Origin of the sequence: Streptomyces sp. NPDC006174, assembly GCF_040614075.1 — a bacterium.
Taxonomy (GTDB): domain Bacteria; phylum Actinomycetota; class Actinomycetes; order Streptomycetales; family Streptomycetaceae; genus Streptomyces.
The window spans coordinates 230,801-256,642 of sequence record NZ_JBEXTJ010000007.1; the positions used below are offsets into that span (position 1 = coordinate 230,801).

Consider the following 25,842-nt stretch of genomic DNA (forward strand, 5'->3'; position numbering starts at 1 on the left):
CGGCGAGCGGTACGCCGCCACCACGCCGCGGGCATGTCCCGCAACGCCATCGCGAAGAAGATCAACCGGTCGTCGAGCACTGTCACGAAGATCGCGAACAGCTTTGAGCCCCCGCTCAGCTTCGACCGCGCCGCCGAGGTAGCCACCGCAACCGCCGTACGCAAGGCGGACCTTGACCAGCGGCGCACCGAGATGGCGCACCGGCTTCACGACGTGGCCGAGCGCGAACTCGGCAAGATGACCGCCCCCACTCTCTACTGGGAGTGGGGCGGCAAGGACCACACCTACGCGCAGAAGGAGCAGCCCGAGCCGATGCCGGCCGACCGCCGCACCATGATGGCGACCGCCGGGGCCGCGCTCGACCGCTCCCTCAAGCTGCTGCCGCCGAAGCAGGACCCGGGCGAGCAGGGCCGCAGCGTGGTCGGCGAACTCATGGCGGGACTGGCCCGGGACTACGTGGCACGCCACGGCGGGCCACCCCCGGACGCCGACGACGACCAGGCCGCCGATGAGCCGTAACCTCGCGCTCTCCCCGAAGCAGATTGATTCGATCATGGAGGCGCGCGCCTTCCAAAACATCTGGGAAGGCTCGGTCCGCTCCGGCAAGACGATCGCCAGCCTGTTGCGTTGGCTGGACTTCGTGGCCAACCGGCCCGAGGGCGGCGAGCTGGTCATGGTCGGCCGCACCCGCGACTCGCTCGCGCGGAACGTCTTCGGCCCCCTGACCGATCCGTCGATCTTCGGGCCGCTCGCCCGCGACATCACGTACACCAACGGGGCCCCCACCGCGAACGTGCTGGGCCGCGTCGTCCACACGCTGGGTGCCAACGACGCGCAGGCCGAACCGAAGGTGCGAGGGCTCACCTGCGCGGGCGCGTACGTGGACGAGCTGACCACCCTGCCGCGCACGTTCTATGACCAGCTCAACGCCCGCTGCTCGATCAAGGGTTCGGCGATCTTCGGGACGACCAACCCGGACAACCCGAACCACTGGGCCCGCAAGGAGTACCTACTCCGCCCGCGCGAAACCCGGCTCCGGTCCTGGCACTTCGTCATGGACGACAATCCCGGGTTGTCGGACGAGTACAAGGCTCGCACCAAGGCGTCGTACCGAGGGCTGTTCTACAAACGGAACGTCCAGGGCTTGTGGGTCATGGCCGAAGGCGCGATCTACGAGGCGTACGACGAGGCACAGCACGTCGTCGACAGCCTGCCGGAGATGCGCCGCTACTGGATCGGCGTGGACTATGGCACGGTCAACCCCACGAGCGCGATCCTGCTCGGCCTCGGTGTCGACGACGTGCTGTACGCGGTAGCCGAGTGGCGGCACGACTCCCGGGCCGCACAGCGCCAGATGACCGACGCGCAGTACAGCACCGCGATCCGCGAGTGGGTCTCGGGCTTGGGCGTGCGGCCGGAGTGGACGTTCATCGACCCGTCCGCCGCATCGTTCATCACGCAGCTGTGGAGCGACGGCTATCCGAGCATCGCCCGCGCCTCGAACGAGGTCAGCGACGGCATCCGATCCGTGGCGTCCGCGCTCGCGGCCGGCCGACTCCGCATCCACCGGTCCTGTACCGGGCTGCTCGACGAAATCCCCGGCTACGTCTGGGACGAGAAGGCCGCCGAGAAGGGCGAGGACAAGCCGATCAAGCTCAACGATCACAGTTGTGACGCTCTTCGCTACGCCCTACACAGCGCCGCGCACGAGTGGCGGCACATCCTCGCCCTTGCCGCATAGGAGGCCGTCACCGTGGCGCACATCCCCGCCGTCAGCATCACCCTGCCCGTCACGATCACCGTAGGCGGACTGCCGTGCGAGGTGGGGGCGATCACGGTCGAGGCGGGCGACGTGGCGGGAGCCCTCCGCCGCGACCTTCCCGCCCTCCTCCGCGAGGCCGCCGACTACTACGAGACCGCCGCCGAGGAGGTGACCGACACGTGACGACCATCCCGGCCGAGGTCACCCTCGACCAGCGGCGCGCAGCCTGCCGTGCGCTGGGCCTGCCACCCGCCATGGTGGCCGACCTCCGCCTACACGCCCGCGACGGGGTGCACGCGGCCCTGTACGTCCTCGACCGCGAGGGCCGCCGCATCCAGCACGGCGAGCAGCCGCTCACCGCCGCCGTGCACATCCCCGCCGCCGAGGAGGTGACCACGTCGTGAGCATGCCCGCACCGGGGTCCGCGTGGCCGCCGCCGCACATGGCCGCCGTCTACCGCGAGATGCGGCGTGACGCCATGTGGTACGCCGGAGATCCTGCCCGGCTCGCAGCCCTTGCCGACCGGCGGGAGAACGGGCTCGCCGACCGTCCCGGACGCAGTCGGCGAGGGCTCGGCCGACAGCAGCCGGCCGACTACCCCCGCAAGCGGGAACGGCGCCTGCACGTGCCGCTGCCGGGCGACATCGCCACCAAGTCCGCCAACCTCCTGTTCGCGGACATGCCGACAATCACCGCACCGACCGAAGGCACGAACACGTTCCTCGGCGACGCGCTCGACACGATGCACCTTCACGAGCTGCTGCTCGGCGCAGCGGAGCAGGCCGCCGCCGTCTCCGGGATCTTCCTCCGGCTGACGTGGGACAAGGACATCGTGCCGGACCGGCCGATCCCGACGACCGTGCAGCCGGACAACGCCGTCCCCGAGTACGCGTTCGGCGTCATGCGCGCCGTGACGTTCTGGCGTGAGCTGGACGGCGGCAACACGCAGACCGTGTTCCGGCACCTGGAGCGTCACGAGCCCGGCCGGATCGAGCACGCGCTCTTCGAGGGCACCCCCGACAACCTCGGCAGAGCCGTGCCGCTCACCGAGCACGCCGACACGGCCGGGCTGATCGGCTCTCTCGGCCCCGACGGGGTGTCGGTCGAGACCGGCATCAAGATGCTGACGGCTACGTACGTGCCGAACATGACGCCGAACCGGCTGCACCGGTCGTCGCCGTACGGGCGCAGCGACTTTGCCGCGCCCATTCACGACCAGTTCGCCGCGCTCGACGACGTATGGACATCGTGGATGCGTGACATCCGCCTCGCCCGCGCACGGCTGGTCGTCCCCGACGGGTACCTGACCAGCATGGGCCCCGGCCAGGGCGCGGCGTGGGACGACGACCGCGAGGTGTACAGCGGGCTGAACATGCCGCCGAACGAGAACGGTGGTCTCACCCTCGCCCAGTTCGGCATCCGGGTCGAGGAGCACCAGCGCACCGCCGAGGCCCTGACCCGCAAGGCCGTTGAGAGCGCCGGATACAGTGCGCAGAGCTTCGGGCTGGAGGGCGGGGGGCAGGCGCTCACCGCGACCGAGGTAGACGCCCGCGACGAGGACAGCACCGTCACCACGAAGAAAAAGGCGGGCTACTGGCGAAGCCGCCTGCCTGACTTCCTGCTCGCCTACCAGCTGCTCGCCATCGAGCAGTTCGGCGCGCGGATCACGCCGGAGCGGCCGGCCGTGGAGTTCCGGCTCGACGCCGCCGAGTCGGAGCAGTCCAAGGCCACCACGCTGGAGCTGTACGCCCGCGCGGGAGCCGTGAGCACGGCGACCAAGGTCAAGTACCGGTCGCCCGACATGCTCGACGCCGACGTTGAAGCCGAGGTGGCCGCGATCCTCGCCGAGACCGGCGCGGGCGCACCCGACCCGGGCGACACCTACCCCATGTAGGAGGTGGCCCGCGTGCCGATCCACCCGGGCATGGTCGAGGATCTGGCCGCCGGTACGCGGGACCTGTACGCCGCCGCCGAGGAGCGCCTACTCCGCATCATCGCCCGCCAGCTGGAAGGCGGGTACGACTCGCCGCAGTGGGCCGAGCGGAAGCTCGCCGCAATCTCTGCGCTCCGGCGGGCGGCGACCGCCGTAACCGACCAGCTCGACCAGGCCGTCACGCTGGAGGTCTACGAGGTGACGGCTGAGGCGTTCAACACCGGGCACCGTGCCGGGGTCGCCGAGCTCGGGGCGCTCGACGACGACGCCCGCCGCCTGGTCGACGAGATCACCCCGCAGGCGCAAGCCGTTGACCGGCTCGCCGAGCAGGCCGTGACCCGCGTGACCGACAGGCACCGCAGCATCCTGCGGACGATCGTGGACCGGTTCCGAGCGATCGTCGGGCAGGTGGCCGCGCTGCCGCTGCTCGGCACGAGCACCCGCCGCCAGGCCACGCAGGACGCGATGCGGAAGTGGGCCGACGAGGGGATCACGTCGTTCGTCGACCGGGCCGGCCGCCCGTGGCGGCTCACGTCGTACGCGGAGATGGCGGTACGTACCGCCGTGGGCCGCGCCGCGACCGAGGGCCACATGCGGACCCTGGAAGCCGCCGGGGTGGAACTGGTCATCGTGTCCAACTCGCCCCGGGAGTGCCCGCTCTGCCGCCCGTGGGAGACCCGCGTACTGACGATCGGCGGCCCTGACGGGGCCCGTACGGTCGAGGTCGAGCACGGCACCCGCGACGGCGAGATGGTGCCCGTACGGGTCGCCGGATCGCTCGACGAAGCCCGCCGCGCGGGGCTCCAACACCCCAACTGCCGCCACAGCGTTTCCGCGTACACGCCGGGCATCACCCGCACCGAGACCGCCCGCCCGGACCCCGAGGGGTACGAGGCCGGACAGCGACAGCGGGAGATCGAACGGACCATCCGGAAGTACAAGCGGCGCGCCGCCGCGGCGACGACGCCGGAGGAGCGCACCGCGGCGAACGCCAAGACCCGGCAGTGGCAGGGCACCATGCGCGACCACCTCGCGGCGCACCCGAACCTGCGGAGGCTCCGCGCCCGCGAGCAGGAGGGGGCGAGCAACCTCCCGCCCGAGCTGCGCACCCGCGCCCCCGGGCAGCCCGCGCCGCAGCGCACCGTGCCGAGCACCCCGTACGCACAGGCCGCCCGCGTACGGTCCGGCGACGACGGGACCATGCGCGAGATGACCGACGACGAGATGGGCACCGCCATGCGGGCCGCCTCGCTCGACGACCGCGACCGCGCCCGGATCGCCGCCGAGCTGGATCGCCGCTATCCGCCTGACCCGCTCCCGGCCCCGGCCGCGACCGGGAACGCCGTCGAGGATCTGCTCGCCGACCGCGCCGCCCTGGACGACGCGCTCAACCCCCTGCCCGTTCCGGAGGAGTGGGGGGCGCTCGCCCGTGACGCCAAGTTCGCCGACGATCTCGCCGCGGCTGTGACCGCCGCCGAGCGGCGCACCGGGGACGCCGAACCGCGCGAGCGCATGACCCGGGCCAAGGCACGGGAGATGTACGCCGAGTACGTCTACCGGCAGTATCTCGACGCCGAGGACGCGTGCCGCGGGTACCTGCTGAACAAGAAGGCCCAGACCGACGGGGTCGACCCGATGAGTCTGTTCTCCGGCCCGGCTCGCATCGCTCACGCGCGCGCCAGCGACGAACTGCGCGAGTGGTGGGCGAAGCATGGCAGGCTGACGCAGGCCGAGTTCATCGAGAAGGCGACCGGCGAGACCCAACGCCACGCAGCCGCGGCCCGGTTGAACGAGTCTGCCCACCAGAACAAGAGGTGACCATGGGGACCCGCGAGGAGATTGCGCAGGCAGTGTCGGAGGGTGCCGAGGCCGGGCGCCGAGGTGATCCTCCGACCGCCTGCCCGTACCCGCGTACGTCGCTGCTCCGTGGCGCGTGGGTGCGCGGATACGCCCGCGCCCGCCCGCTCGCCACCTCCGAGGACGACGCCGAGTAGGCGCACCACAGACCAGCACGACCGCAGGGGCCCGCCAGGTGCGGGCCCCTTTTGCATGCCCACACGGCCCGCCAGGCGCGGGCCCGACCGCACCAGGAGTGCACACGATGAACACCCCCGCTTTCCGTCACCCGCTCGCCACCTACCCGGCCGGGGCCATCCTCGGCTACCGCGCCGACGGCCGGCCGATCCACGTCATTGCCGGAGGCGACGGCACCGGAGAGGGCGGCGGCGCGGGGGGCGAGGGCGCGGCTGGTGGCGACACCGGGCAGCCGGGCGCGGCCGGGGGCCAGCAGCAGGGCCAGGGCGGGCAGGACCCGAACGGTCAGCAGCAGGGCCAGCAGCCCGCCGAGGGCGACGAGTCCACGCTCCCCGCGTGGGCGCAGAAGGCCCTCACGGACACGCGCGCCGAGGCCGGGAAGACACGGGTTACCGCGAAGCAGAAGGCCGCCGACGAGGCGCGCGCCGAACTGCTCGCCCAGTTCACGGCCCTGATCGATCCGTCCAAGGGCGAGCAGCCCGCGACCGCCGAGCAGCTGACGCAGCAGCTCACCGAGTCGCAGCAGCAGGCCCGGCAGACCGCCGTGGAGCTGACCGTTTACCGCACCGCGCGGGACGCGGGCGGCGACCCTGACGCACTGCTCGACAGCGTGCAGTTCGTCCGCTCGCTCGCCGACATCGACCCGACCGACGGCACCGCAATCACGGCCGCGATTCAGGCCGCGGTGACCGCGAATCCGAAGCTCGCCGCCGCGCCGGCCGGGCCCGCCCGTGGCGGTGTCGACTTCACCGGCCAGCAGGGCGGCGCCGTCACCCCCGCGCAGTTCGCCGCCATGTCCTACGGCCAGCGCGCCGAGCTGTTTCAGAACGACCCCGCCACCTACCGGCAGCTCGCCGGTTCCTGACCCCGGCACCGCGCCGGGCACACCAACACGCCGCCCGGCCGTCGAGCCGGAGGAGGAGTAAGCACCATGCCCCAGACCACCGCCGCCGCCATGATCGTCCCCGAGGTGTGGGGCGACATGGCGCAGGCCCAGTTCACCGGCAAGGTCCGCGTTGCCGGATCGGCCGCCGTGATCGAGGACAACACCCTTCAGGGAGCCCCGGGCGACACCATCCACTTCCCGAAGTGGGGCGCGCTCGGCGAGCTGGACACCCTGACCGAGACCACCGCCATGGTCCCCACCGCCATGTCGACCAGCGACGCCACGGCCGAGATCAAGGAGGTCGGCAAGGCCGTCGAGATCACCGACAAGGCGCGGCTGACCTCGCTCGGCGACCCTGAGACCGAGGCCCGCCGCCAGTTCGGCATCCTCGCCGCGCGCAAGGTCGACGCCGACCTGATCGCCCAGGCGCAGGCGAACGAGACCTCGCAGGGCGGAGGTACCCCGCTGTCGTTCACCACGGCCACGGGAAAGACCAATTTCACGTGGGCCGACGCCGTGGTCCCCGCGATCGGCGCGTTCGGCGACGAGTGGGAGCCCGACGACTTTTCCGGTCTCTACCTCAACAGCGCGCAGCTCGGCGAGGCCATGCTCGACCCGCAGTTCATCGACGCGTCCAAGCTCGGCAACGGCCCCTCCGCCGCCGTCACCGGCAGCATCGGCCGCATGGGCGGCGTGCCCGTGTACGTCACGAACCGCATCACGGCGGGCAAGTTCCTGCTGATGAAGACGGGCGTTCTCGGCCTGCTCTACAAGCGGCGCCCGCTGGTCGAGTCGGACCGCGACATCCTCGCGCGCTCCAACGTGATCACCACGACCATGCACTACGCCGTGAAGCGCCTGAACGACAAGGGCGTCTGCGTCGGCACCCTCGCCACCACCTGATCAGGAAGGAGGGCGCCGCCGTGATGCTGCGCCGCTACCACCCGGACCCCGATCCGGACGGCGAATCTACCGAGGATGCCGAGCCCACCGACAACGCCCCGCAGCCCAAGGCCGCGGGGCGTTCGTCGTCCAAGGCCAAGCCGAAGGAGTAGCCCGGTGCCCGGTATGTACGCCAACCCCGAGCAGTACAACGAACGGCCCGGGGCGCGGCCCGTACCGCCGGGCGAAGACCTGGCCGCACTCCTGGCCCGCGCCAGCGAGGACGTAGACGACGCCCTCCTGACCGCCGTCTACGACGTGGACGCCGACGGGATGCCGACTGATCCGAAGGTGGCCGCTGCCCTGGCCGCCGCCACGTGCGCACAGGTCGAGTACGTGACTGCGCAGGGCGGCGACGACACCGGAGCGGCTGGCCAATGGGACTCGGTCCACATCGGGCCTGTCGCCATGTCCGGACGCAAGGGCGGGCCCGTTGGGTCTGCCGTCGACATCGGGCCGCGGGCCCTGCGCACGCTCACGCGTGCGGGACTGCTGCCGGGGGTGATCTGGTGAGGGTGCCCACGTGGCTTCTGCCGCACCGCATCACCATCGAGCGGTACCGCGGTGAAGGGCCTGTCGGGTCGGTCTACTGGCCGCCGGGCGACCCGGTGCGCGCACTCGTTTCCGAGAAGGTGCGGACCGTACGGGACCGGACCGGCCGCGAGGTGACGAGCACCGCGCAGATCATCGCTGATCCGGATCTCGACTGCCCCGCGCAGTCGCTCATCACGCTGCCGTCTGGCCGCAAGACGACCGCGCTGCACGTCGCCGCCCACACCGCGCCGGGCCTCCCGTTGCCACAGTCCACGGAGGTCTTCGCCGAATGACCCGAGCACGCTTGCAGTGGAACGGCGATGCCGTGCTCCGAGGCACCCGGGCGGGCGCGGTTCGCGGCCTCCGGCTCGGCACAGAGCACGTGTTGCAGGTGTCCCGTGAGCGAGTGCCCATCGAGGAAGGCACGCTCGAACGCAGCGGCACCGCGACCGTGGACGAGGACGAACTCCGTGCCGCCGTTGCGTACGACACGCCGTACGCGGTCCGGCAGCACGAGGAGATGGACTACCGGCACGACGCCGGCCGTACCTCCAAGTTCCTTGAGCTGCCGATGGCAGAGGAGGCCGACACGGTGGGCGAGATCATCGCCGCCGAGATGCGCCGGGCCCTGCGGTGAGCTACACCACCGACGTAGTCGAGGGCCTGGCCGAGCTGCTCGACGAGCAGGGGCTCGGCACCTACGGGCCGCCGGACGAGCCGTACCCCGCATCGGGGACGGCGATCGTACTGGGCGTCATGCCCGCACAGCCGGACCGGGTGCTGTGCCTCACCCCCTACCCGATTCAGGACACCTCAGGGCCGGAGGCGATCACCGCCGTACAGGTCCGCATGCGCGCCGGCCGAGACCCGCGCGCCGCCTACGACCTCGCCGACGAGGTGTTCGACGTGCTCGACGGACGCGAGCACTACCGGGTGCGCGCGGTCCCGGTGTCGCTTTCCTGGCGCCGGTCCGAGGCATCCCTCGGCTTGGACGCGAACGGGCGGATGGAACTCACCGCCAACTACTACTTCCGCACGCTGCGCCGTACTGCGCACTCGCACGAATAGGACTGCTCATGAGTACACCCGTAGAGCCCGAGGAGATCGCCCTCGCCCGACAGTGGCGACTGGAGGTCAACATGGGCACGGCGGCCGTGCCGGACTGGAAGGTCTGCCCCGGCATCACCAGCTTTCAGCCCGCGTCTGAGCCCAATATCGAGGACAGCGGCGACTACGACGGCGACGGCTGGGGCGGCAAGACAAAGACCGGGCAGGACTGGGAGCTTTCCGTCACCATCAACCGGCGTATCTCGCCCACCGCGAGGATCTTCAACCCGGTGCACGAGGCCATCCGCCTTGCGCACTTCGCCTACGGCAACCCCAACAAGATTCATCTGCGCTACATGGACCGTACCGGTCTGCCCGAGGCGTACGAAGGCCGCGCGATCCCGACGTGGGCTCCGGCCGGCGGCGAGCGTACGGCGCTGGGCCAGGTCGAGATCACCTTCGCCGGTGACGGCCCGCTCCTGCCGATCGATAACCCGCTTGCCGAGGAGGGCTGATGGCTGGGTTCGCCGCACTCGGCGACTTCCTTGACGACGCACTCGAACTGCCCGTGAAGGGCGAGGACGGCGAGACGCGCACGTACAGGATCACCGGTCCCTCCGCCCGGAACGGGGTCAAGATCGAGCGCATCACCACCCTGGCGGCACGCCTAGCCGCCGGAGGCGAGGCGCCGACGGTCCCTGTCCTTGACGACGATGAGGAGCTGGATCTCTACCGGATGTGTCTCGGCGCGACGTACGAGCAGCTGCTCGACGAAGTGTCCTGGAGCGCGTTCCGGCACGTGGCGCTCACGGCCATGATGTGGATCACCGCCGACCGTGAGACCGCAGAGGCGTACTGGGCCACGGGGACCGCCCCGGGAAAAGCGCCGAATCGGGCGGAGAGGCGGTCGGCTACGCGCGCCTCCTCGGCAAAGGATGCGGCGAGTACGACGAAGCCACGGGCCTCTACGAGTGGTACGAGGGCGGGCTCGGCTCCCCGCAAGGCCAAGGGCAAGGCCAAGGCGTCTCGCTGACGTGGGATGCCCTGCTCGACCGGTGGGAACTGATCGAGGCCGACCTCCACCAGGTCTACGGCATCGACGTTGCATCGGGCGTTCTCGACGAGCGCTCATGGCGCTGGCTCCGGCTCCGCATCACTGGCCTGCTTTCCGCTGAGTCCCGGATTCGCCGCACCTTCGCACCGCCCGAGGCTGGGCAGAAACGGGGGCGGTAAGTGGCGCTCACCGTTGGCGAGTTGACGGGCTTCATCACGATCGACGGCACGCAGGTGGCGCCCGCTTTGCGACGCACGGAGGGGGACCTCAGGGCGTCCGGGACCCGCATGACCCGCGATTCCGAGGCCGCCGGTCAGGCTGCCGGCCAGGCGCTCGGCGAAGGCATGGTACGGGCTGCGGACGGGTCCATCAGGGACGCGCGCGGTCGGTTCGTCGCGGCCGGCCGCCGCGTCGGCCAGGCGGCGGGGGATGTGCTCGGCGACGGGCTGCGGCGCGGTACCGACGATGGCGCCGACGGCGCGGTAACCGCCGCCGAGAGCGGGTTCTCCCGCATCAAGATGGCGGCTGCTGCGGCCGGTGTCGCCGCAGGCGCGGTGCTGATGCAGGGCATCGCCTCGCACCTGGAACAGACGCAGATCACGGGGCGGCTCGGCGCGCAGCTTGGGGCGACCCCTGCTGTAGCCGAGAAGTACGGCAAGATCGCCGGGCGCATGTACGCGGATGCGGTGACGGCTGATTTCCAGTCTGCTGCTGATGCGATATCCGTGACGATGCGTGCCGGTCTTTTGCCGACCGGCGCGACGGACGCGCAGATTCAGGCGATCAGCACGAAGGTCAGCGACCTCGCGTCCACTTTCGAACTGGACCTCGGGCAGTCTGCAAATGCCGTTGGCCAGATCATGAAAACGGGCCTGGCGCCGAATGCGAAAACTGCTCTTGACGTTATCGCCAAGGGCATGACGCAAATGGGCCCGCGCGCGGACGACATCATGGATACGTTCAACGAGTATTCCGTGATTTTTCAGCGGCTGGGCTTTGATGCCCAAACGGCCACCGGCCTTATGTCGCAGGGCTTGAAGGCCGGTGCGCGAGACACTGACGTAATCGCGGACGCCTTCAAGGAATTCACGATTGAAGGCGTGGCCGGTTCGGAAAAGATGGTGAGTGGCTTCAAGGCCATTGGTCTGAATTCCGGTGACATGATCAACATGATTTCGGCCGGTGGTCCGCAAGCCACAAAGGCTCTGCAAATGACGCTCGACAAGCTTCGTTCGATGGACGATGAAGTCCAGCGCGACGCAGCATCAGCCGAGCTGTTCGGCACCAAGAGCGAGGATCTACAAAAGGCTCTGCTGGCACTCGACCCGTCAAAGGCCATTGGCGCGCTCGGCACCTTCAAGGACGCGTCCGACAAGATGGGCGATTCTCTGCGCGACAATGCGAGCGTACGGCTTGAGCAATTCAAGCGCGGAATGCAGCAGGGCGTAGTGAACATCATCGGCGGTCGGGTGGTTCCGGCGCTGGTGACGCTCGGCCAGTGGATGCAGCGCAATAGCGGGACGCTCAAGGTCGTGGCCGCCGTGGTCACGGGCGTACTTGTCCCTGCCTTGATCCTCATGGGTATCACGGCAACCGTCCGTGCTGGCCAGGTTGTAGCCGGTTGGGTTATGTCCGGTGTCGCCTCGCTTCGGTCGGCCGGTACGCAGATCGCTTCCGCCGGCCGCGTGGTGGGGGCGTGGCTCCTCATGGGAGGCCGCGCGCTTCTGTCCGCCGGTCAGGTCGTGGTTGGGTGGCTGATGACCGGTGCGTCTGCTGCCGGATCGGCAGCGGCGCAGGTGGCCGCCGGTGCCCGCGTAGTGGGGGCCTGGCTCCTCATGGGAGTGCAGTCGCTCATCCAGGGTGCCCGGATGGCCGCAGCGTGGGTCATCGCCATGGGCCCGATCGGCTGGGTAATTGCTGCAATCGTCGGTCTCGGAATTCTGATTTGGAAAAACTGGGACAAGATCAAAAAGTGGACCGGCCAGGCTTGGGAATGGGTTTGGGGGAAGCTCAAGTCGGTTGGTACGGCGATCCTGCAGTTCTTTATCAGGTGGTCGCTTGTCGGGATCTTCCTCCGCCACTGGGACAGCATCAAAACTGGCGTGGCCACCAAGGGCGCACAGCTGGTGTCTTGGATGCGTGGATTCCCAGGCCGGATGGTGACCGCTCTCGGAGCCTTGGGTAGCCTGCTGCTCGATAAGGGCCGCAACGTCGTCCAAGGTCTTTGGACCGGCATTCAGGGCATGACCGGGTGGATTAAATCCAAGCTGATCAGCTGGGCAAAGAGCGCCATTCCAGGCCCGATCGCTAAGGCGCTGGGGATTCACTCTCCGTCTCGCGTCACGAGGGAGCAAGGGCGCTGGATTGCTCGCGGCCTTATCGATGGGCTGCTCGGCTCCACCAAACAGATAAGGGCTGCTGCGGCGAGGGCTGCGGACATGGTGGCCGATGGTCTGAAGCCGGGCAAGAAGCGGTCGAAGGCACTCGGCAAAATCAGTGCGGGTAGTAAGAAGCTTGTGGCACTGGCGAACCGGGAAGTTCGGGTAGCCAACCAGCTGAAGGCCGCGCAAAAGCGGCTCGCGAATCAGATTGCGGCGCGCGATAAACTAGCGGCCGATGTCCGTAAGAGCGTCCTGGATTCCGGGAATATTACGGCAATGGACGGGCCCGCTACGGCGGACACGATCATCCATACCTTGGCGACCCGGGTAGCACAGGCGCAGCAATTCGCTAAGCAGCTCGCGACCCTGCGAAAGAAGGGCGTCCGCAGTGATCTGATCGCACAGATTGCGTCTGCCGGTGTGGAGCAGGGTGCGGCCTCGGCTGCAGTTCTTGCTAACTCGTCAGCCTCGCAAATCAAGCAGATCAATTCCCAGCAGGCAGCGCTCGTAAAGGCTGCTGGATCGGCCGGTAGCACAGCCGGTAACGCCATGTATGGTGCGGGAATCCAGGCCGCGCAGGGCCTGGTGAGGGGACTTCAGAAGGAACAGAAGTCCATCGAGCGTCAGATGCTCTTGATCGCCAGAGGAATGCAAAAGGCGATTCGGCAGGCGCTCGGGATCAAATCCCCGTCGCGGGTGATGGCGGCGATCGGCCGGTTCATCCCGCAGGGGCTCGTACGCGGCATCGACGGTGGGCGGGCGGCCGTCGACCGGTCCCTGTCCGCTCTGGTCGACCCGTCGGCCGTGCCGATCCCGACCGGATCCGCCGCCAGCTCGTACGGCGCGGTAGGCGGCACGTCCGCCCCCGGCCGCACGGTGATCGAGATCAGGTCGTCCGGCTCGCGCCGTGACGACTACCTGGTGGAAGAACTGCGGCACGCGATCCGTGTGCGCGGCGGGGACGTTCAGCTCGTACTAGCGGGCAAGAAGTAGGAGGGAGGGCGCGCCGTGGCGTTCCCGGAAACGGCGCTCGGCCTGCGGGCCGAGCTCCAGCTCGGCGGCTCCTGGGTGAACATCACGAAGGACGTGTTCACCCGGGAGCCGATCCGGATCGTGCACGGCACCGCAAACGAGGGGGCGCAGCCCGACCCCGCGTCGTGCTCGCTGCTGCTCAACAACGCGGCCGGCCGGTACTCTCCGCGCAACGCGATGGGGCCCCACTACGGGCTCCTGAACCGAAACGTTCCGCTGCGCATCACGGTGCCTGCGGCGGAGTCGTGGCTCCGGCTCGACGGCGGGTACGCCGCTACGCCGCACTCGGCGGCGCTCGCCACGCCGGGGGACCTGGACGTGCGGGTTGAGGTCTCTCCGGACGACTGGGTTGTGTACGGGCGGGTCCGGCCGCTGATCGCCCGGTGGGATGCCGCGGCCGTCCTGCTCGGGTACCGCCTGGCGGTGCTGACCGACGGCACGGTCGAGCTGGCGTGGTCGTCCACCGGGGCGGCTGGAGGTGTGCGCAACGCGATCAGCACGGTTGCGGTGGGCGGGCCGGCCGATGGTCGGCTGTGCCTGCGCGCGACGCTGGACGTGAACAACGGTTCATCCGGGTGTACGACCACGTTCTACACGGCGCCGACCATGGCGGGCCCGTGGACGGCGCTCGGCGACCCGGTGGTGGGCGCGGGCACGACGACCGTGGCCACGCCCTCCACGCCCCTGGTCATCGGCACGCTGCCCGGCCTCGGCCTGCCAGGGATCCCGCTCGCCGGCCGCGTCCACCGGGCCGAGGTCCGATCAGGCATCGACGGGGCCCTCCTCACCGCGCCCGATTTCACGGGCCTGGCGGACGGCGCCACGGGCGTAACGGACAGCGCGGGCCGGGTGTGGTCGCTGACCGGCGCGGCCGAGATCAGCCGGCGCGAACCGCTGTTCACGGGCGAGGTACCGGACTGGCCGCCGCACTGGACCGGAGCCGGACACGATGCGTGGGTGCCTGTGCGGGCTGCTGGCATTCTGCGGCGGCTCGGCCAAGGTCGCCGCCCGCTGGAGTCCACCCTCCGGCGGCGCGTCCCGTCCGGGCCGGGCCTGCTCGCGTACTGGCCGATGGAGGACGCCGACGGAGCCACACAGCTCTACTCGCCGACCCCGGGTGTCCGCCCGCTGCGGGCCTCCGGCATGTCCCTTGCGGCGGATGACAGCCTGCCGGGCTCGGCGCCGCTGCCAACGCTCAACGCCGTGGCGTCGATGACCGCGACGGTTCCTCACTCGCCCACTCCGGGTTGGCACGTCGAGATGGTCTACCACCTGCCGACCATGCCGGCCGTACTGACCGAAATCCTGCGGGTGAACATCGCCGGGTCGGTGATGGCCACCGCGCACGTGTTCGCGTCGAATACGGGAATCCGGGTGGAGGCCCGCAACTCCGACGGTGGCACCATCCAGTTTTTCAACTTCGCTACCCCGGCTGCGATCGCGGATTTCGCCGGGGTCTGGAACCGGCTCTCGCTTTTCGTGGCGCCTGTGGGAGCCACGCAGACGCGCCTGATCGCCGCGTGGCGCGACATCGCTGCCGGTGACTGGTGGCGCTCGAACACCACGTTCACCGGGACCATGGGCACAGCCACCGCGGTCGTGGGCAACTGGGGAGCGGCCACCCAAGGAATGACCCTCGGCCATCTCGGCGCTTTCAACGTGCCGGGTGTGCAGAACGGTGACGGGGCGCTGGCCGGCGTCACCGTCTACAACGGCGCCGACAGCGGTTTCAACCGGGAGTCGGCTCTCGACCGCGTACGCCGCTTGGCCGCCGAGGAGCCGGTTCTCCGCCTGTCCGGCCGGGACGGCGACAACCGGTCCGCCGCCGAGGCGATGGGACCGCAGGGCCGGGCCGAGCTGACGACACTGCTCGGCGAGATCGTCGACACCGACAGCGGCATCCTCGCAGAGACCATGGACCGGCTCGGGCTGGTCTACCGGGACCGCGCGACGCTCTACAACCAGACGCCCCGCCTGGTCCTGGACTACGCGGCCGGGCAGGTCGCCCCGCCGCTGGAGCCTGCCGAGGACGACGCCGACCGGCCCAACGACGTAACCGTGACGCGCGCCGGCGGCGGCTCCGGCCGCGTGGTGATCGAGGACGGCCCCAACGGCGCCAGACCGCCCGAGGACGGGGGTGTGGGCGTCTACGAAGAGGCGGTGACGCTCTCGCTCGGTACGGATGAGCAGACGGAGCCGATCGCCGCATGGCGGGCTCACCTCGGCACCTGGGATGAGGCCCGATACCCCACGGTCCATGTCGAGCTGCACCGACGGCCGGAGCTGCTTCCGGCCGCGCTCCGGCTGCGCATCGGGGATCTCGTACGGATCACCAACCCCCCGCTTTACACGGGGCCGGGTCCGCTGGACCTGATCGTTCGGCAGATCCAGCACGAACCCCGCCCTCGGGCGTGGGCGATGACGCTGAGCTGCACTCCGGCCGGCCCCTACCGGGTCGGGGTCCGAAATGAGGGCCGCAGAGACACCGCCGGTACGCACCTAAGCGCCCCTATGACCGCAGCAGCCACCACCGCGTCCATTCTCACCACGCTGGGCCCGAGGTGGGCAGACACTGCCACGTACCCGACTACCTACCCCCTGGACATCGAGGTGGGGGGCGAGGTGATGCGGGTGACCACCTGCACCGGCATTACCGCGGCCCAGGCATTCAGCGTGACGCGCGGTGTCAACGGCATCACGAAACCGCATAGCACTGGCGCCAGGGTCCGCCTGGCTCGACCGGCCGTACGCGCCCTATGAGCGAGAGAGGACACCATGCCTGACCTGCTAGCCGGCACGACGATGCTGGCCCTTGATACCCCTCCTGCGGTGAGCGCGGTGGCGAGCGCCAGTTACGACACCACCAGCACCGCGTATACGACCGCTACGAGTGGCGGCGCGTACGCAGAGGTGGCCGTGGTTTTCGTCGCGCCGACCAGTGGTCGGGTCCGGTGCGACCTCGCCGCCCGCCTCACCAACAACGGTACCGGCGGCACGCTCGTCACAGCCGAGGTCCGTACCGGTAGCACCGTAGGCGCCGGCACGGTGGTGGACGCCGCCACGGACGCCAGCGGAACCAGCAACTACGGCAACACCCTCAGCCGGACCGGAATCTGTCGGTTTCTGTCCGGACTTGCCCCCGGCAGCACGTACAACGCGCGACTTGTTCACAGGGTCACCGCCGGCACCGGGTCGATTGCGATGAGGGAGCTGAGCGTTCAACCGCTCCCGTAGCCACCACACTCCGCCCGACCCCGCCCCGCGCCTATCCGGCCGGGGCCTTTTTCATGTCTGGAGACACCGCTCATGGCCGCACCGCTTACTGCCGAGAAACTGCTCGGCGCCATCCAGGGCGCGGGTGCCCGCGTCGTCGAGGTCGACGGGTGGCGCACCCGGAACCGCAACCACAAGGGGGCCTGGGGGCCCGCTCACGGCGTGATGATCCACCACACCGTGAGCACCGGTACGGACGCGTCCGTACGGCTGTGCCGCGACGGGCACGCCACCCTGCCGGGCCCGCTCTGTCATGGCGTGATTGACAAGGCGGGCACTGTCCACCTGATCGCGAACGGCCGGGCCAATCACGCCGGGCTCGGCGATGGCGACGTGCTGCGCGCCGTGATCGCGGAGGCCGCGCAGCTCCCCCCGGACAACGAGTCCAACACCGACGGCAACCGGTACTTCTACGGGTTCGAGTGCGTCAACTTGGGCGACAACCGCGACCCGTGGCCGGCCGTACAGGTCGAGGCGATCGCCCGCGCCGCGGCCGGTATCTGCCGCGCGCACGGTTGGTCGGAGCGGTCGGTGATCGGGCACAGCGAATGGCAGCCGGGCAAGATCGACCCGCGCGGCCCGATCGGTTCTGCGGGTGGCTCCGCGCTGACCATGGGGCGCATCCGGGCGCGCGTCGCCGAGCTGCTGAAGCTGGACGAGCCGACCGCGCCGAGCGTTCCTCCGAAGCCGAAGCCGTACGTGCCGCCCGTGTTTCCCACCGGTCTCACCCCGGGCCGGAAGTCCCCGTCGGCCCGCCGCCTTCAGCGCGCGCTCAAGGCCGGCGGATTCATGTCCCAGGGCATCCCCGAGGCGGACAACTACGGGCCTGCCACACAGGCCGCCGTCGCCCGCTTCCACCAGGCGCACCCCGCGTACCGCGCCACCGGGAGGCACTACGACCCCGCTATCGGCCCGCGCGGGTGGGCCGCCCTCCACACCATCGCCTACGGCCGGAAGAAGTGATCAGCATGAAGACGAGCACCAGGCGCACGATCCGTACCGCGCTCCAGGCCGCCGTAGGGGTCGCGGTCGCGCTCCCCGCGATCGTCGCCGCGTCCGGCATCCCCGAGTCCCTGCCGTGGGTAGCCGGCGCCCTCGCCGTCGCGGCTGGCCTCGCCCGCGTCATGGCCCTCCCGCAGGTCGAGCAGCTGCTCGACAGGGTCGGGCTCGGCCTCTCCGAGGACGGGCGCCCGTGACCATCCCCACCCCGTCCGACCCGGCTGCGGTCGCCGTCGAGCTGGAGAAGCTGCGCGGCACGATGGAGACCGGGTTCGCCACGGTCAATGGGTCGTTGGCCTTGGTGGCGCAGCGCACCGACCAGACCGACCGCATCCTCAGCGACCACGAGCAGCGGCTCGACGCACTCGAACGAACCCGCTGGCCGCTTCCGAGCATCGCCGCCTTGGTGGCCGTCATCGGCCTCACCCTGACCCTGTGGCAGCTCGCCCAGAAGTGAACGCGCCCCCTCCCGCACAGTGCGGGAGGGGGCGGATTCGTCGTTCCCGAGGGGCTACAGAGCGCCGAAGGCGACCGCGCCGACCATGGCCGCGAGGGCGTCACGGCTGAAGACGAGCGCGGGCCCGGCCGGGTGCTTGCTGTCGCGGATGGCGACCGCGCCGCCGTCGAGGAGGCCGCACTCGACGCAGTCGGACTGTGCAGCCGAGCGCGACGACTTCCACCACTTCACGGGCAGGGCAGAAGCGTCAGGGGCGGTGCGAGTGGTCATATCTGGTCCCTAATCTCAGTGATCATTTCGGCGGAAGCCTCGGGGGAGAGTGCTTGCGTCCGAAGGGTGCCGATGGCGTCCTGGTAGGCGACGACGTTCTCTCGCCCCTCGACATACAGCGCCTGTGTCAGCGACTCGATGTGCACCACGTCCAGGCTCGCGTGCGCTCCGTATCCCAGGATGGAGTAAGCACCGGTCTGCCCGACGTGCGGCGGCTCACTCAGCGGAAGCACCTGAATCGTGACGTTCGGCCACGTTGACGCTGCCAAAAGCTTGCCGAGCTGATCGGACATGAGCCGTGGGTCCTCCGTGCGGGTACGGAGAGCAGCCTCACCGATGATCGCCCACAGGTTCAACGGATCATGCTGCGTGAGCACGGATTGCCGCGCGAGACGCACTTCGACGAGGGCCGTGACCCGCTCCGCGACCGCGTCGCCCATGGCGGTAGCAGAGATTATCCGGCGGGCGTAGTCGGCGGTCTGGAGCAGGCCCGGAATCATGACCGGTTGCCACGTGCTGATCTGTTCGGCCTCGGACTCCAGGCTGATGAGATCCTCGTAGGCCGGGGTGAGGACGGAGCGGTACGACTGCCACCAACCGCGGCGCGCACCCTCGCGAGTAAGTCGAAGCAGGCCCGCCCGGGTCTCTTCGTCATCGACCCCGCAGGCGTCAAGGATGAGCTTCACGTCTGCGGCTGACGCCGCGGTGACTGCGGTCTCTATGCGCGAAATCTTGGCACCGTTGAGCTTGCCGCCGCTACGGCTCGCCACGTCCTCTTGCTTGAGCCCCATGGACTCGCGGAGGGCCCGCAGCGTACGGCCGAGTTGCCGCCGTCTCACCGTCGGTGCGCTCACGAATCCCTGCCCTCTCGCCGTTTGGTCAGGATCAGTCTGCCGCGATCCGCGCCGCCCTGTCACCTTTCACCACCCCTTCCTACAGCCGTTCTACACGGCATATGCAAATTCTGATTTCATCGGTGAGAGACTTGCAATCGTCACTGTATGGGACGCACGATGATTCCAGATTTCCGTCCGCGCCGACACGGCCGCGAGAGTCCGGATCGGCTTAACGTGAGGGGTCCGCATGATGACCATGCGTCCGCACGCCTTACCGCCCGCACAGCCCTGTGACCCGCCCGCCGTGCCACCGCAGCTGATCTGCGATGCCATGCCCGAGTCGGTACGACCGGTGCGGCTCTATGTCCGCGAAGCTGCCGCCTACCAAGAGCCGGGCGTCACGGCCGACGCGCTCGACATGCTGGAGCTGCTGGCGTCCGAGCTGGCGACCAACGCCGTGCGCTACGGGTCCGAGCCGGGAGACTCCATTCGGGTGGTCGTCGACGCCGAGCCGGGGCGGTGCCGGATCGAGGTGCACGACACCCGCCGGAAGCGTCCGCGGCCTCGGCCGGCCTCGGACGAGCGCGGCCGAGGCCGCGGACTCCACCTGGTCGAGCTGCTCGCCGAGTCCTGGGGTACGGCCGAGCGGGCGTTCGGCAAAATCGTGTGGGCGGTGGTGACGTGGTGACTCAGCCGGCCACTCAGTGGCGCCTCGTCACGGATGACATGGTGTTGTACCGGGCGGTGATAGACCACACGGCGCAGTGCGAGACATGCCGCGCGCGGCCCGGAAGTTGCCCGTACGGAAAGCGTCTCTCCCAGATGGCACGGAAGGCGCGAGAGATCGCCCAGGAGCACCGCAGGGAACGCGAGATCGTCGTCAGGGTTGGGGCTGACACTGGCATGCCCACGGGCCCGCATTGCCGCGCTGCCGCCCTTGCCAACCGGCCGAGGGTACACATGGAGTGCGCCCGCCCCAAGGGCCGGTGCGCCTGCTCCTGCCACCACGAGGAGGGCGGGCCTCCGCAGTAGCCCGCCGCAACAGTGCGCCCCCGGAGCGGGTACGGCTCCGGGGGCGCACTACGTTCTGTACCGTACGCGGGTGGCGCTGCGGCGGCCTCGCTCTACCGCGGCCTCCGTACCGCATGTTTTAAACACGGTGACTGATGTAACAGTCAGCATCCAGAAACAGTACCTACCCCACCCACTCATAGATATACGATAATCAGCATGAACATCCGCTCGTCCCGCTTCGACCACCCCGACGCCGTCAAACTCAACGACCAGGTCCAGCTCGAATACGCCGAGCGCTACGGCGACGAGGGCGATGTCACACACCTCGATCCGGCCATGTTCGTGCCGCCGCACGGTCTGTATCTGCTCGCCTACGACGAGCTGGAGCGCCCGGTGGCGACCGGCGGATGGCGGACGCAGGACCGTAACGAGGAGGGCTACGGCGACGGCGACGCCGAGATCAAGCGGATGTTCGTGATCCCCGAGGGCCGTGGCCGGGGCCTGGCCCGCCGGATGCTCGCCGCGCTGGAGGAGGACGCCCGGGCCGCAGGCCGCGTCCGGATGGTCCTGGAGACCGGTGACCAGCAGCCGGAGGCGGTCGCGCTGTACACCTCGTGCGGTTACACGGTCTGCACGGAGAAGTTCGGCCACTACCGGACGTACGACAGCAGCATCTGCATGACCAAGCCGCTCCGGCTGCCGTAGCCGCCTACCTCGGCGTGGCCAGCACCTGCGTCCAGTAGGGCCCGCGCGGCGAGTCCGCGATGCCGACGCCCACGTGCGTGAAGTCGCAGTTCAGGATGTCGTCGTCCCGGCCGGAACTGCGGCGCCACTCGTCGACGACGGCAGCCGGGTCCTCGTTCCCGGTGGCGATGGTCTCGCCGACGGCGGACCAGAGGTAACCGGACCCGGTCACCCGGTCGCCCATGCCCCGGCCCGCCGAGTCGGTGTGGCCGAAATAGGCGTATGCCGCCATGTCCTCGGAGTGGTGCTGAGCGACCTCGGTGAGCCGGGGATCGGTGGCCAGCTGCGGGCAGTCGTTGCGGGCGCGCAGGGTGTTGACCTCGGCGACCAGGCGCGTCTCGGGACGCGGCCGCGCCCGGGGCGCAGGGCGCGGTGACGGCGGGACGACCGTGGACGGCGAGGCGCTCGGCGCGGCGGTGCTCGGCGTGGGTGACGGCGTGGCGGTGGGCGTCGGAGACGGCGAGGCCGCTGTGGTGACCGGCGGCGGCGAGGGCGCCGGGAGCTGCGTCGTACCGCCTTCGGCGCGTGGCGCGGGCGGAGCGGGCGCGGAGGGCCACAGGAGTACGGCGATGGCGGTCACGGCGGCCGCCGCGACGGTGAGCCCCGCCGCCTTTCCGGCCGAGAACGCGGCCGGAGCCACGGCCGGGGCGACAGCGGCGGCGGCGTGCTGGCCGCCTTCGTACAGCGGCACCACCAGAGCGAGCCCGGAGAGCAGACCCTCCGGCGGTACGAGCCCCGAGCTGGTCGCCGAGCAGGAGGCGCAGCCGCGTATGTGGCGGGCTGTCCGCTTGCGCCACAGTGGCGTCGGCGCGCCGTCCCAGTCGGCCACCAGGTCGTCCAGGGCCGGGCAGCGGGGCTCGGCGGCCAGGGCCCGGACGACCGCGCGCCCGATGTCGAGCTGGTTCTTGACCCGCTGGACGCGTACGGCGGCGTGCTGCGGCGGCAGTCCGAGAGCCTCCGCCAGCTCGGCGCGGGTGAGGTCGCCGGTGGTTTCCAGCCACCAGAGCGAGAGCACATCGCGCTCCGCGTCGTCGAGCCAGCGGGTCGCCTCGGCGGTCTCGCGGCGCTGGCCGGAGAGTTCCAGGCGCAGGATGGTCAGGTCGACGAAGTCGGCGGCCGGGTCGGCGGGCTCCTCGGTCTCCTCCAGCGCGGCGGGACGGTGACCGAGGACGGCCCAGCGGGTGCGGACCTGGTTCATGGCGATGGCCACCAGCCAGGACCGGAACCGGGTCGGATCGCGCAGCGAGGACAGGCCGGAGAGCGCCCGCAGCATGGTCTCCTGCACGACGTCGTCCACATCCGGGTGGCCGTTGAGGGCGCGGCCCACGACGTTGTAGACCAGCGGCAGATACAGAGCGGCGAGCCGCTCCCCGGCCACCTGGTCCCCGTCCCTGGCCGCGACGACCAGGGCGGTGGCGTCCACGCCGTTCACGCTGTTCACCACGTGCTCACTTCCTCGGGCCGTGCGGAGGCCGCCGGTCAGCGCATCCCCGGAGTGTGGGACAGCTCACTCCCGGGGGTTTTGTTATCCGGTCCCTCTCCGGTGGTCAACCAGTATGCGGGGGCCGTGCGGATGCCCTGCGGCGGGAGTGCCGGGATGGGGGAGGGACATGTCGAGCAGGATGGAAGCCGGCGTCGGTCTGCCGGACGCGGAGGGCGCGCGGAGCGCCTCGGGTGCCACGAGCGCGCGCGATCTGCGGAAGACGCTGAAGGCCGGGGCAGCCGGAACGCCGCCTCACGGCGGGCCTGCCGGCAAAGGGTCCACCCACGGCCGGTCGTCGGCATCGTCGGCCGCCGAAACTCCTCCCCCGGCCTCCGACGCCTTCCCGGCGGCGCTGCGGGAGGCGCTGGGCCGCCGGGGCCTCTCGCTGGAGCGGGTCAGCGAACGGCTGCGGGCGCGCGGGATCGGCGTCAGCCAGGCCACGTTGAGCAGCTGGCAGCGCGGCCGGAGCCAGCCGGAGCGGGCCCGGTCGCTGCGGGCGGTGGAGGTGCTGGAGGAGATCCTGGAGCTGCCGGGCGGTGCGCTGCGCTCGCTGCTCGGGCCGCGCCGGCCGCGCGGCCGGGTCGCGCCGGCCCGGGGCGAGAGCGCGGCGCTCCAGGTGCTCGGCAAGGACTCGGTGGTGGAGAAGGCGCTCGGCGAGCGGTTCCGCCACTTCAACCAGGAGACCGGCTCGCTGCTGATCCACGATGTGGTGACGCTGGGCGAGCGCGGAACGCTGAGCAACCTCTCCACGACGAACGTGCTGCGGGCCAGCCGCGCCGGGGCCGACCGCGCGCTGTTCGTGCTCAGCTTCGACGACGAGCAGGCGGAGCCGCTCGACATCCGGGTCACCAGCGGACGCCTCGGCGAGGCGACGTACCTCAAGGGACTGAAATCGCTGGTGCTGGAAATCCACTTCGGCCGCGAACTCGCCAAACTCGATACGACAGTGGTGAGTTACGCGGTCGATGTGAGCCCGTCCCGGGAACCGGCCACGCACTACGAACGCTGGTCGCGGGCGAATCTGCACGAATATCTTCAGCAGGTCTTCTTTCATCCGGACGCGCTTCCCTCCGGCTGCCGGCGGTACTTCCGGGACCAGGTGGGCTCCCCGCCCCGCGCGCAGCGACGCATTTCGATGAACGATTCCCACAGCACCCATGTGCTCGCCTCGCGCTGCAAACCCGGTGTGCACGGGGTGGCCTGGGATTTCGACAAGGCGGAATGACGGATGGCGCATGGCGGAAATGATGGAAACGGGAGACCGCCCAGGGTCAGTGGACGGTCTCCCGCGTATGCGGCACCTTCACCCCGGTCCGGGGCTACTTGGTGTTGAGCGTCAGCCCGTAGTACTTGAGGGCGTCGTCGAGCGGCTGGAAGTACGACGAACCGGGCGAGTTCACCTGGCCGTTGCACCGCTGGCCGATCGGCCCGCCGGAGGTCATCCCCTGGGCCTGGTTGCCGGATACGTACGCGCCGCCGCTGTCGCCGCCCTGGGTGCAGACGGAGGAGCTGGCGAGGCCGGTCACGACGGTGTCGGGCCCGCCGGTCTCGTCGGTGTAGGTGACGCTGACGTTGTACGAACCGACCTTGCCGCAGGTCCAGCCGGTGGTCTGGCCGGCCTTGCAGAGCGCCGAACCCTGCGGGGCCCGCTGGCTGCCCCGGACGGCGACGGTGCCGGCCTTGCCGTACGTGGTGATGTCCAGGCCGATGGAGTGGCCGGCGTCCACGGAGGCGATGCCCATGTCCACGCTGCGGGTGCCGAGCGCGAACCGGGTGTGGGTGCCCTTGGCGAACCGGGTCCCGTTGTAGGCCAGTGCCGGCAGGTCCTCGATGCAGTGCCCGGCGGTCACGAGCACCTGCTTGCCGTTGCGGTCCTTGGCGCCGTAGCCGACGGAGCAGAGGTAGCCGTTGAACGTCATGCGGCTGCCCGGCGGCACGACCGCCTGCGTCTCCAGCTTCTCCTGGCCCTGGACGACCCGTACGGCGTCGCCGTTGCTCTTCGCGGCCTTGAGGAAGGTACGGGTGGCGGCGTCGGAAGCCCCGTTGACCTCGACGGTCACGGTGTCGGAGGCGAGGTCGACGGACCACGCCGAGACGCCGGCCGGGGCGCTCTTGAGGGCCTTGGCGTCGAGCTGCGCCTTTATTCGGTTCAGCTCGCTCTCGCCACGCTCCGGGACCCGTGCTGCGAGTCCCGCCGCCTTGACCTCCTTCGCCGCCTCGGCATCGGCGGCGTTCACGACGAGCGTCCCGTCCTTGGCGAAGAAGGCCCCGAGGGTGGAGACCTTCTCGGCCCGCAACTTCGCGAACCGGCCCTGCTGCCGCGCTTCCCGGTCCAGCCGCTCGACGGCCTCCTGCTCGCTCACGCCCAGGGTGGTGGCGAGAGCCTGGACCATCTCCGGCTGATACTTCAGCGGCGCGGATTCCGCCGCACCGGCGTAAGCCCCTGTGGCGACTCCGGCCGACAGGAGGGCGCCGATGGAGGCCGCCACGATGTATCTGCGCGCGTTCTTCTTTCCGTGCTTCACGCGATTCCTTCCGCTACACGGGCGAAGCGTCCAGACAATGGGGGGTGGCCACACCACGCTTGGGGACGCGCGATGTGTTCCATGGACACTGCCCGGCGGCGATGACATGTTCCTGTCGCCGCGCCTCGAACTCTCGCCTAAACGGAACTGCCGCGACAAGGACCGGAGATGGGGCTCTTATCTACAGAACTGGCCGAGAACTGTAGTGAAACGCGGCGGAAACACAGCGGACGTGATCGGCGGAAGCCGGCCGGCTACGCCTCCGGTCGCTTCCCGCACCGCATCCACGCCCTTGTCCGCCCGAGGCCGCACACGACGCCGGGCGGGCACCCGACCGGAACTCCGGCCGAGCACCCGCCCGGGCCCGTCACCCACAGCGGCGGGCGACGTGATGAATGATCAGGCCGGCCGACAGGAGGCGATAGGCCGGGAACGAAGAAATCCCGCCCGATCGAAGTGATCGGACGGGATTCCGTCAACCGTCTGCGAGCTGACTCGCCGGACGGCTTGTTGTTGTGGACCTGTGGGGATTTGAACCCCAGACCCCCTCGATGCGAACGAGGTGCGCTACCAGACTGCGCCACAGGCCCTTGCAACGAGTGAAACTCTAGCACCCTCACCCCGGTGCTTGGAAAT

General features: G+C 70.0%; 29 protein-coding genes and 1 tRNA gene. 25 read left to right on the forward strand and 5 right to left on the reverse strand.

All coding sequences use genetic code 11. The features are described 5' to 3' along the window. Positions 1-33 precede the first annotated feature (33 nt). The 22 genes from ABZ267_RS18085 (at position 34) to ABZ267_RS18190 (ending at position 18,334) form a co-directional block, all read left to right on the forward strand. On the forward strand, positions 34-519 hold the full coding sequence (locus ABZ267_RS18085; protein ID WP_356746506.1) for a helix-turn-helix domain-containing protein: 486 nt from the start codon (positions 34-36) through the stop codon (positions 517-519). Continuing rightward, positions 509-1,741, forward strand: coding sequence for a PBSX family phage terminase large subunit (locus ABZ267_RS18090; RefSeq protein ID WP_356746507.1), 1,233 nt, complete (start codon positions 509-511; stop codon positions 1,739-1,741). Before ABZ267_RS18085 ends, ABZ267_RS18090 begins: the two co-directional genes overlap by 11 nt. Positions 1,742-1,753: 12 nt before the next feature. Further along, entirely contained in the window at positions 1,754-1,945 is a 192-nt protein-coding gene (locus ABZ267_RS18095) for a hypothetical protein (protein ID WP_356746508.1), read from the forward strand. Continuing rightward, the gene (locus ABZ267_RS18100) at positions 1,942-2,166 is read left to right on the forward strand and encodes a hypothetical protein (protein WP_356746509.1); all 225 of its coding nucleotides are present in this window, start codon (positions 1,942-1,944) and stop codon (positions 2,164-2,166) included. The genes ABZ267_RS18095 and ABZ267_RS18100 overlap by 4 nt, the downstream gene beginning before the upstream one ends. A gap of 2 nt (positions 2,167-2,168) precedes the next feature. After that, positions 2,169-3,656 (forward strand): phage capsid protein, encoded by a 1,488-nt coding sequence (locus ABZ267_RS18105; RefSeq protein ID WP_356746733.1) that lies wholly within the window; start codon positions 2,169-2,171, stop codon positions 3,654-3,656. A 12-nt stretch (positions 3,657-3,668) separates the two neighbouring features. Then, entirely contained in the window at positions 3,669-5,513 is a 1,845-nt protein-coding gene (locus ABZ267_RS18110) for a phage minor capsid protein (RefSeq protein WP_356746510.1), read from the forward strand. 32 nt (positions 5,514-5,545) lie between these two features. After that, complete coding sequence (locus ABZ267_RS18115) at positions 5,546-5,689, forward strand: Rmf/CrpP fold protein (RefSeq protein ID WP_356746511.1); 144 nt, start codon at positions 5,546-5,548, stop codon at positions 5,687-5,689. A 107-nt stretch (positions 5,690-5,796) separates the two neighbouring features. Then, a complete protein-coding gene (locus tag ABZ267_RS18120; protein ID WP_356746512.1) occupies positions 5,797-6,594 on the forward strand; it encodes a hypothetical protein in 798 nt (265 codons plus the stop codon). Positions 6,595-6,660: 66 nt separating this feature from the next. Further along, positions 6,661-7,518 (forward strand): N4-gp56 family major capsid protein, encoded by an 858-nt coding sequence (locus ABZ267_RS18125; protein ID WP_356746513.1) that lies wholly within the window; start codon positions 6,661-6,663, stop codon positions 7,516-7,518. Between the two features lie 20 nt (positions 7,519-7,538). After that, positions 7,539-7,670: a hypothetical protein gene (locus ABZ267_RS18130; protein ID WP_356364064.1), complete on the forward strand. Its 132-nt coding sequence runs from the start codon at positions 7,539-7,541 to the stop codon at positions 7,668-7,670. Between the two features lie 13 nt (positions 7,671-7,683). After that, positions 7,684-8,070: a hypothetical protein gene (locus ABZ267_RS18135; RefSeq protein WP_356746734.1), complete on the forward strand. Its 387-nt coding sequence runs from the start codon at positions 7,684-7,686 to the stop codon at positions 8,068-8,070. Between the two features lie 2 nt (positions 8,071-8,072). Next, positions 8,073-8,384: a hypothetical protein gene (locus ABZ267_RS18140; RefSeq protein ID WP_356746514.1), complete on the forward strand. Its 312-nt coding sequence runs from the start codon at positions 8,073-8,075 to the stop codon at positions 8,382-8,384. Continuing rightward, entirely contained in the window at positions 8,381-8,728 is a 348-nt protein-coding gene (locus ABZ267_RS18145) for a hypothetical protein (RefSeq protein WP_356746515.1), read from the forward strand. Before ABZ267_RS18140 ends, ABZ267_RS18145 begins: the two co-directional genes overlap by 4 nt. After that, positions 8,725-9,159 carry a minor capsid protein gene (locus ABZ267_RS18150; RefSeq protein ID WP_356746516.1) on the forward strand — a complete coding sequence of 145 codons (435 nt, stop codon included), beginning with the start codon at positions 8,725-8,727 and terminating at the stop codon, positions 9,157-9,159. The genes ABZ267_RS18145 and ABZ267_RS18150 overlap by 4 nt, the downstream gene beginning before the upstream one ends. A gap of 8 nt (positions 9,160-9,167) precedes the next feature. After that, positions 9,168-9,653 carry a hypothetical protein gene (locus ABZ267_RS18155; RefSeq protein WP_356746517.1) on the forward strand — a complete coding sequence of 162 codons (486 nt, stop codon included), beginning with the start codon at positions 9,168-9,170 and terminating at the stop codon, positions 9,651-9,653. After that, complete coding sequence (locus ABZ267_RS18160; protein WP_356746518.1) at positions 9,653-10,171, forward strand: hypothetical protein; 519 nt, start codon at positions 9,653-9,655, stop codon at positions 10,169-10,171. Before ABZ267_RS18155 ends, ABZ267_RS18160 begins: the two co-directional genes overlap by 1 nt. A gap of 200 nt (positions 10,172-10,371) precedes the next feature. Then, positions 10,372-13,566: a phage tail tape measure protein gene (locus tag ABZ267_RS18165; RefSeq protein ID WP_356746519.1), complete on the forward strand. Its 3,195-nt coding sequence runs from the start codon at positions 10,372-10,374 to the stop codon at positions 13,564-13,566. Positions 13,567-13,581: 15 nt separating this feature from the next. Then, on the forward strand, positions 13,582-16,365 hold the full coding sequence (locus tag ABZ267_RS18170; RefSeq protein ID WP_356746520.1) for a hypothetical protein: 2,784 nt from the start codon (positions 13,582-13,584) through the stop codon (positions 16,363-16,365). 15 nt (positions 16,366-16,380) lie between these two features. After that, positions 16,381-16,839 carry a hypothetical protein gene (locus ABZ267_RS18175; RefSeq protein ID WP_356746521.1) on the forward strand — a complete coding sequence of 153 codons (459 nt, stop codon included), beginning with the start codon at positions 16,381-16,383 and terminating at the stop codon, positions 16,837-16,839. A gap of 72 nt (positions 16,840-16,911) precedes the next feature. After that, entirely contained in the window at positions 16,912-17,841 is a 930-nt protein-coding gene (locus ABZ267_RS18180; RefSeq protein ID WP_356746522.1) for an N-acetylmuramoyl-L-alanine amidase, read from the forward strand. A gap of 5 nt (positions 17,842-17,846) precedes the next feature. Further along, on the forward strand, positions 17,847-18,074 hold the full coding sequence (locus ABZ267_RS18185; protein ID WP_356746523.1) for a hypothetical protein: 228 nt from the start codon (positions 17,847-17,849) through the stop codon (positions 18,072-18,074). Continuing rightward, positions 18,071-18,334, forward strand: a complete 264-nt coding sequence (locus ABZ267_RS18190; protein WP_356746524.1) for a hypothetical protein — start codon at positions 18,071-18,073, stop codon at positions 18,332-18,334. The genes ABZ267_RS18185 and ABZ267_RS18190 overlap by 4 nt, the downstream gene beginning before the upstream one ends. A 54-nt stretch (positions 18,335-18,388) precedes the next feature. Here ABZ267_RS18190 and ABZ267_RS18195 read toward each other — a convergent pair whose 3' ends face one another. Both ABZ267_RS18195 and ABZ267_RS18200 read right to left on the reverse strand, forming a co-directional pair. Beyond that, positions 18,389-18,604, reverse strand: a complete 216-nt coding sequence (locus tag ABZ267_RS18195; protein WP_356746525.1) for a DUF397 domain-containing protein — start codon at positions 18,602-18,604, stop codon at positions 18,389-18,391. Further along, positions 18,601-19,458: a helix-turn-helix transcriptional regulator gene (locus ABZ267_RS18200; protein ID WP_356746526.1), complete on the reverse strand. Its 858-nt coding sequence runs from the start codon at positions 19,456-19,458 to the stop codon at positions 18,601-18,603. Before ABZ267_RS18200 ends, ABZ267_RS18195 begins: the two co-directional genes overlap by 4 nt. A 229-nt stretch (positions 19,459-19,687) precedes the next feature. Here ABZ267_RS18200 and ABZ267_RS18205 point away from each other — a divergent pair, with 229 nt between their 5' ends. Next, positions 19,688-20,128 carry an ATP-binding protein gene (locus tag ABZ267_RS18205; protein WP_356746527.1) on the forward strand — a complete coding sequence of 147 codons (441 nt, stop codon included), beginning with the start codon at positions 19,688-19,690 and terminating at the stop codon, positions 20,126-20,128. Between the two features lie 542 nt (positions 20,129-20,670). Then, positions 20,671-21,159: a GNAT family N-acetyltransferase gene (locus ABZ267_RS18210; protein ID WP_356746528.1), complete on the forward strand. Its 489-nt coding sequence runs from the start codon at positions 20,671-20,673 to the stop codon at positions 21,157-21,159. 4 nt (positions 21,160-21,163) lie between these two features. Here the strand turns inward: ABZ267_RS18210 and ABZ267_RS18215 are convergent, their stop codons facing one another. Then, on the reverse strand, positions 21,164-22,642 hold the full coding sequence (locus ABZ267_RS18215) for a sigma-70 family RNA polymerase sigma factor (protein ID WP_356746529.1): 1,479 nt from the start codon (positions 22,640-22,642) through the stop codon (positions 21,164-21,166). Between the two features lie 166 nt (positions 22,643-22,808). Here ABZ267_RS18215 and ABZ267_RS18220 point away from each other — a divergent pair, with 166 nt between their 5' ends. After that, positions 22,809-23,906 (forward strand): helix-turn-helix transcriptional regulator, encoded by a 1,098-nt coding sequence (locus ABZ267_RS18220; RefSeq protein WP_356746530.1) that lies wholly within the window; start codon positions 22,809-22,811, stop codon positions 23,904-23,906. 94 nt (positions 23,907-24,000) lie between these two features. On the opposite strand, the gene ABZ267_RS18225 is transcribed toward ABZ267_RS18220, so the two are convergent. Both ABZ267_RS18225 and ABZ267_RS18230 read right to left on the reverse strand, forming a co-directional pair. Then, a complete protein-coding gene (locus tag ABZ267_RS18225; protein WP_356746531.1) occupies positions 24,001-25,206 on the reverse strand; it encodes a S1 family peptidase in 1,206 nt (401 codons plus the stop codon). Between the two features lie 516 nt (positions 25,207-25,722). Then, positions 25,723-25,796: transfer RNA gene (locus ABZ267_RS18230), tRNA-Ala, on the reverse strand. Positions 25,797-25,842: the final 46 nt, after the last annotated feature.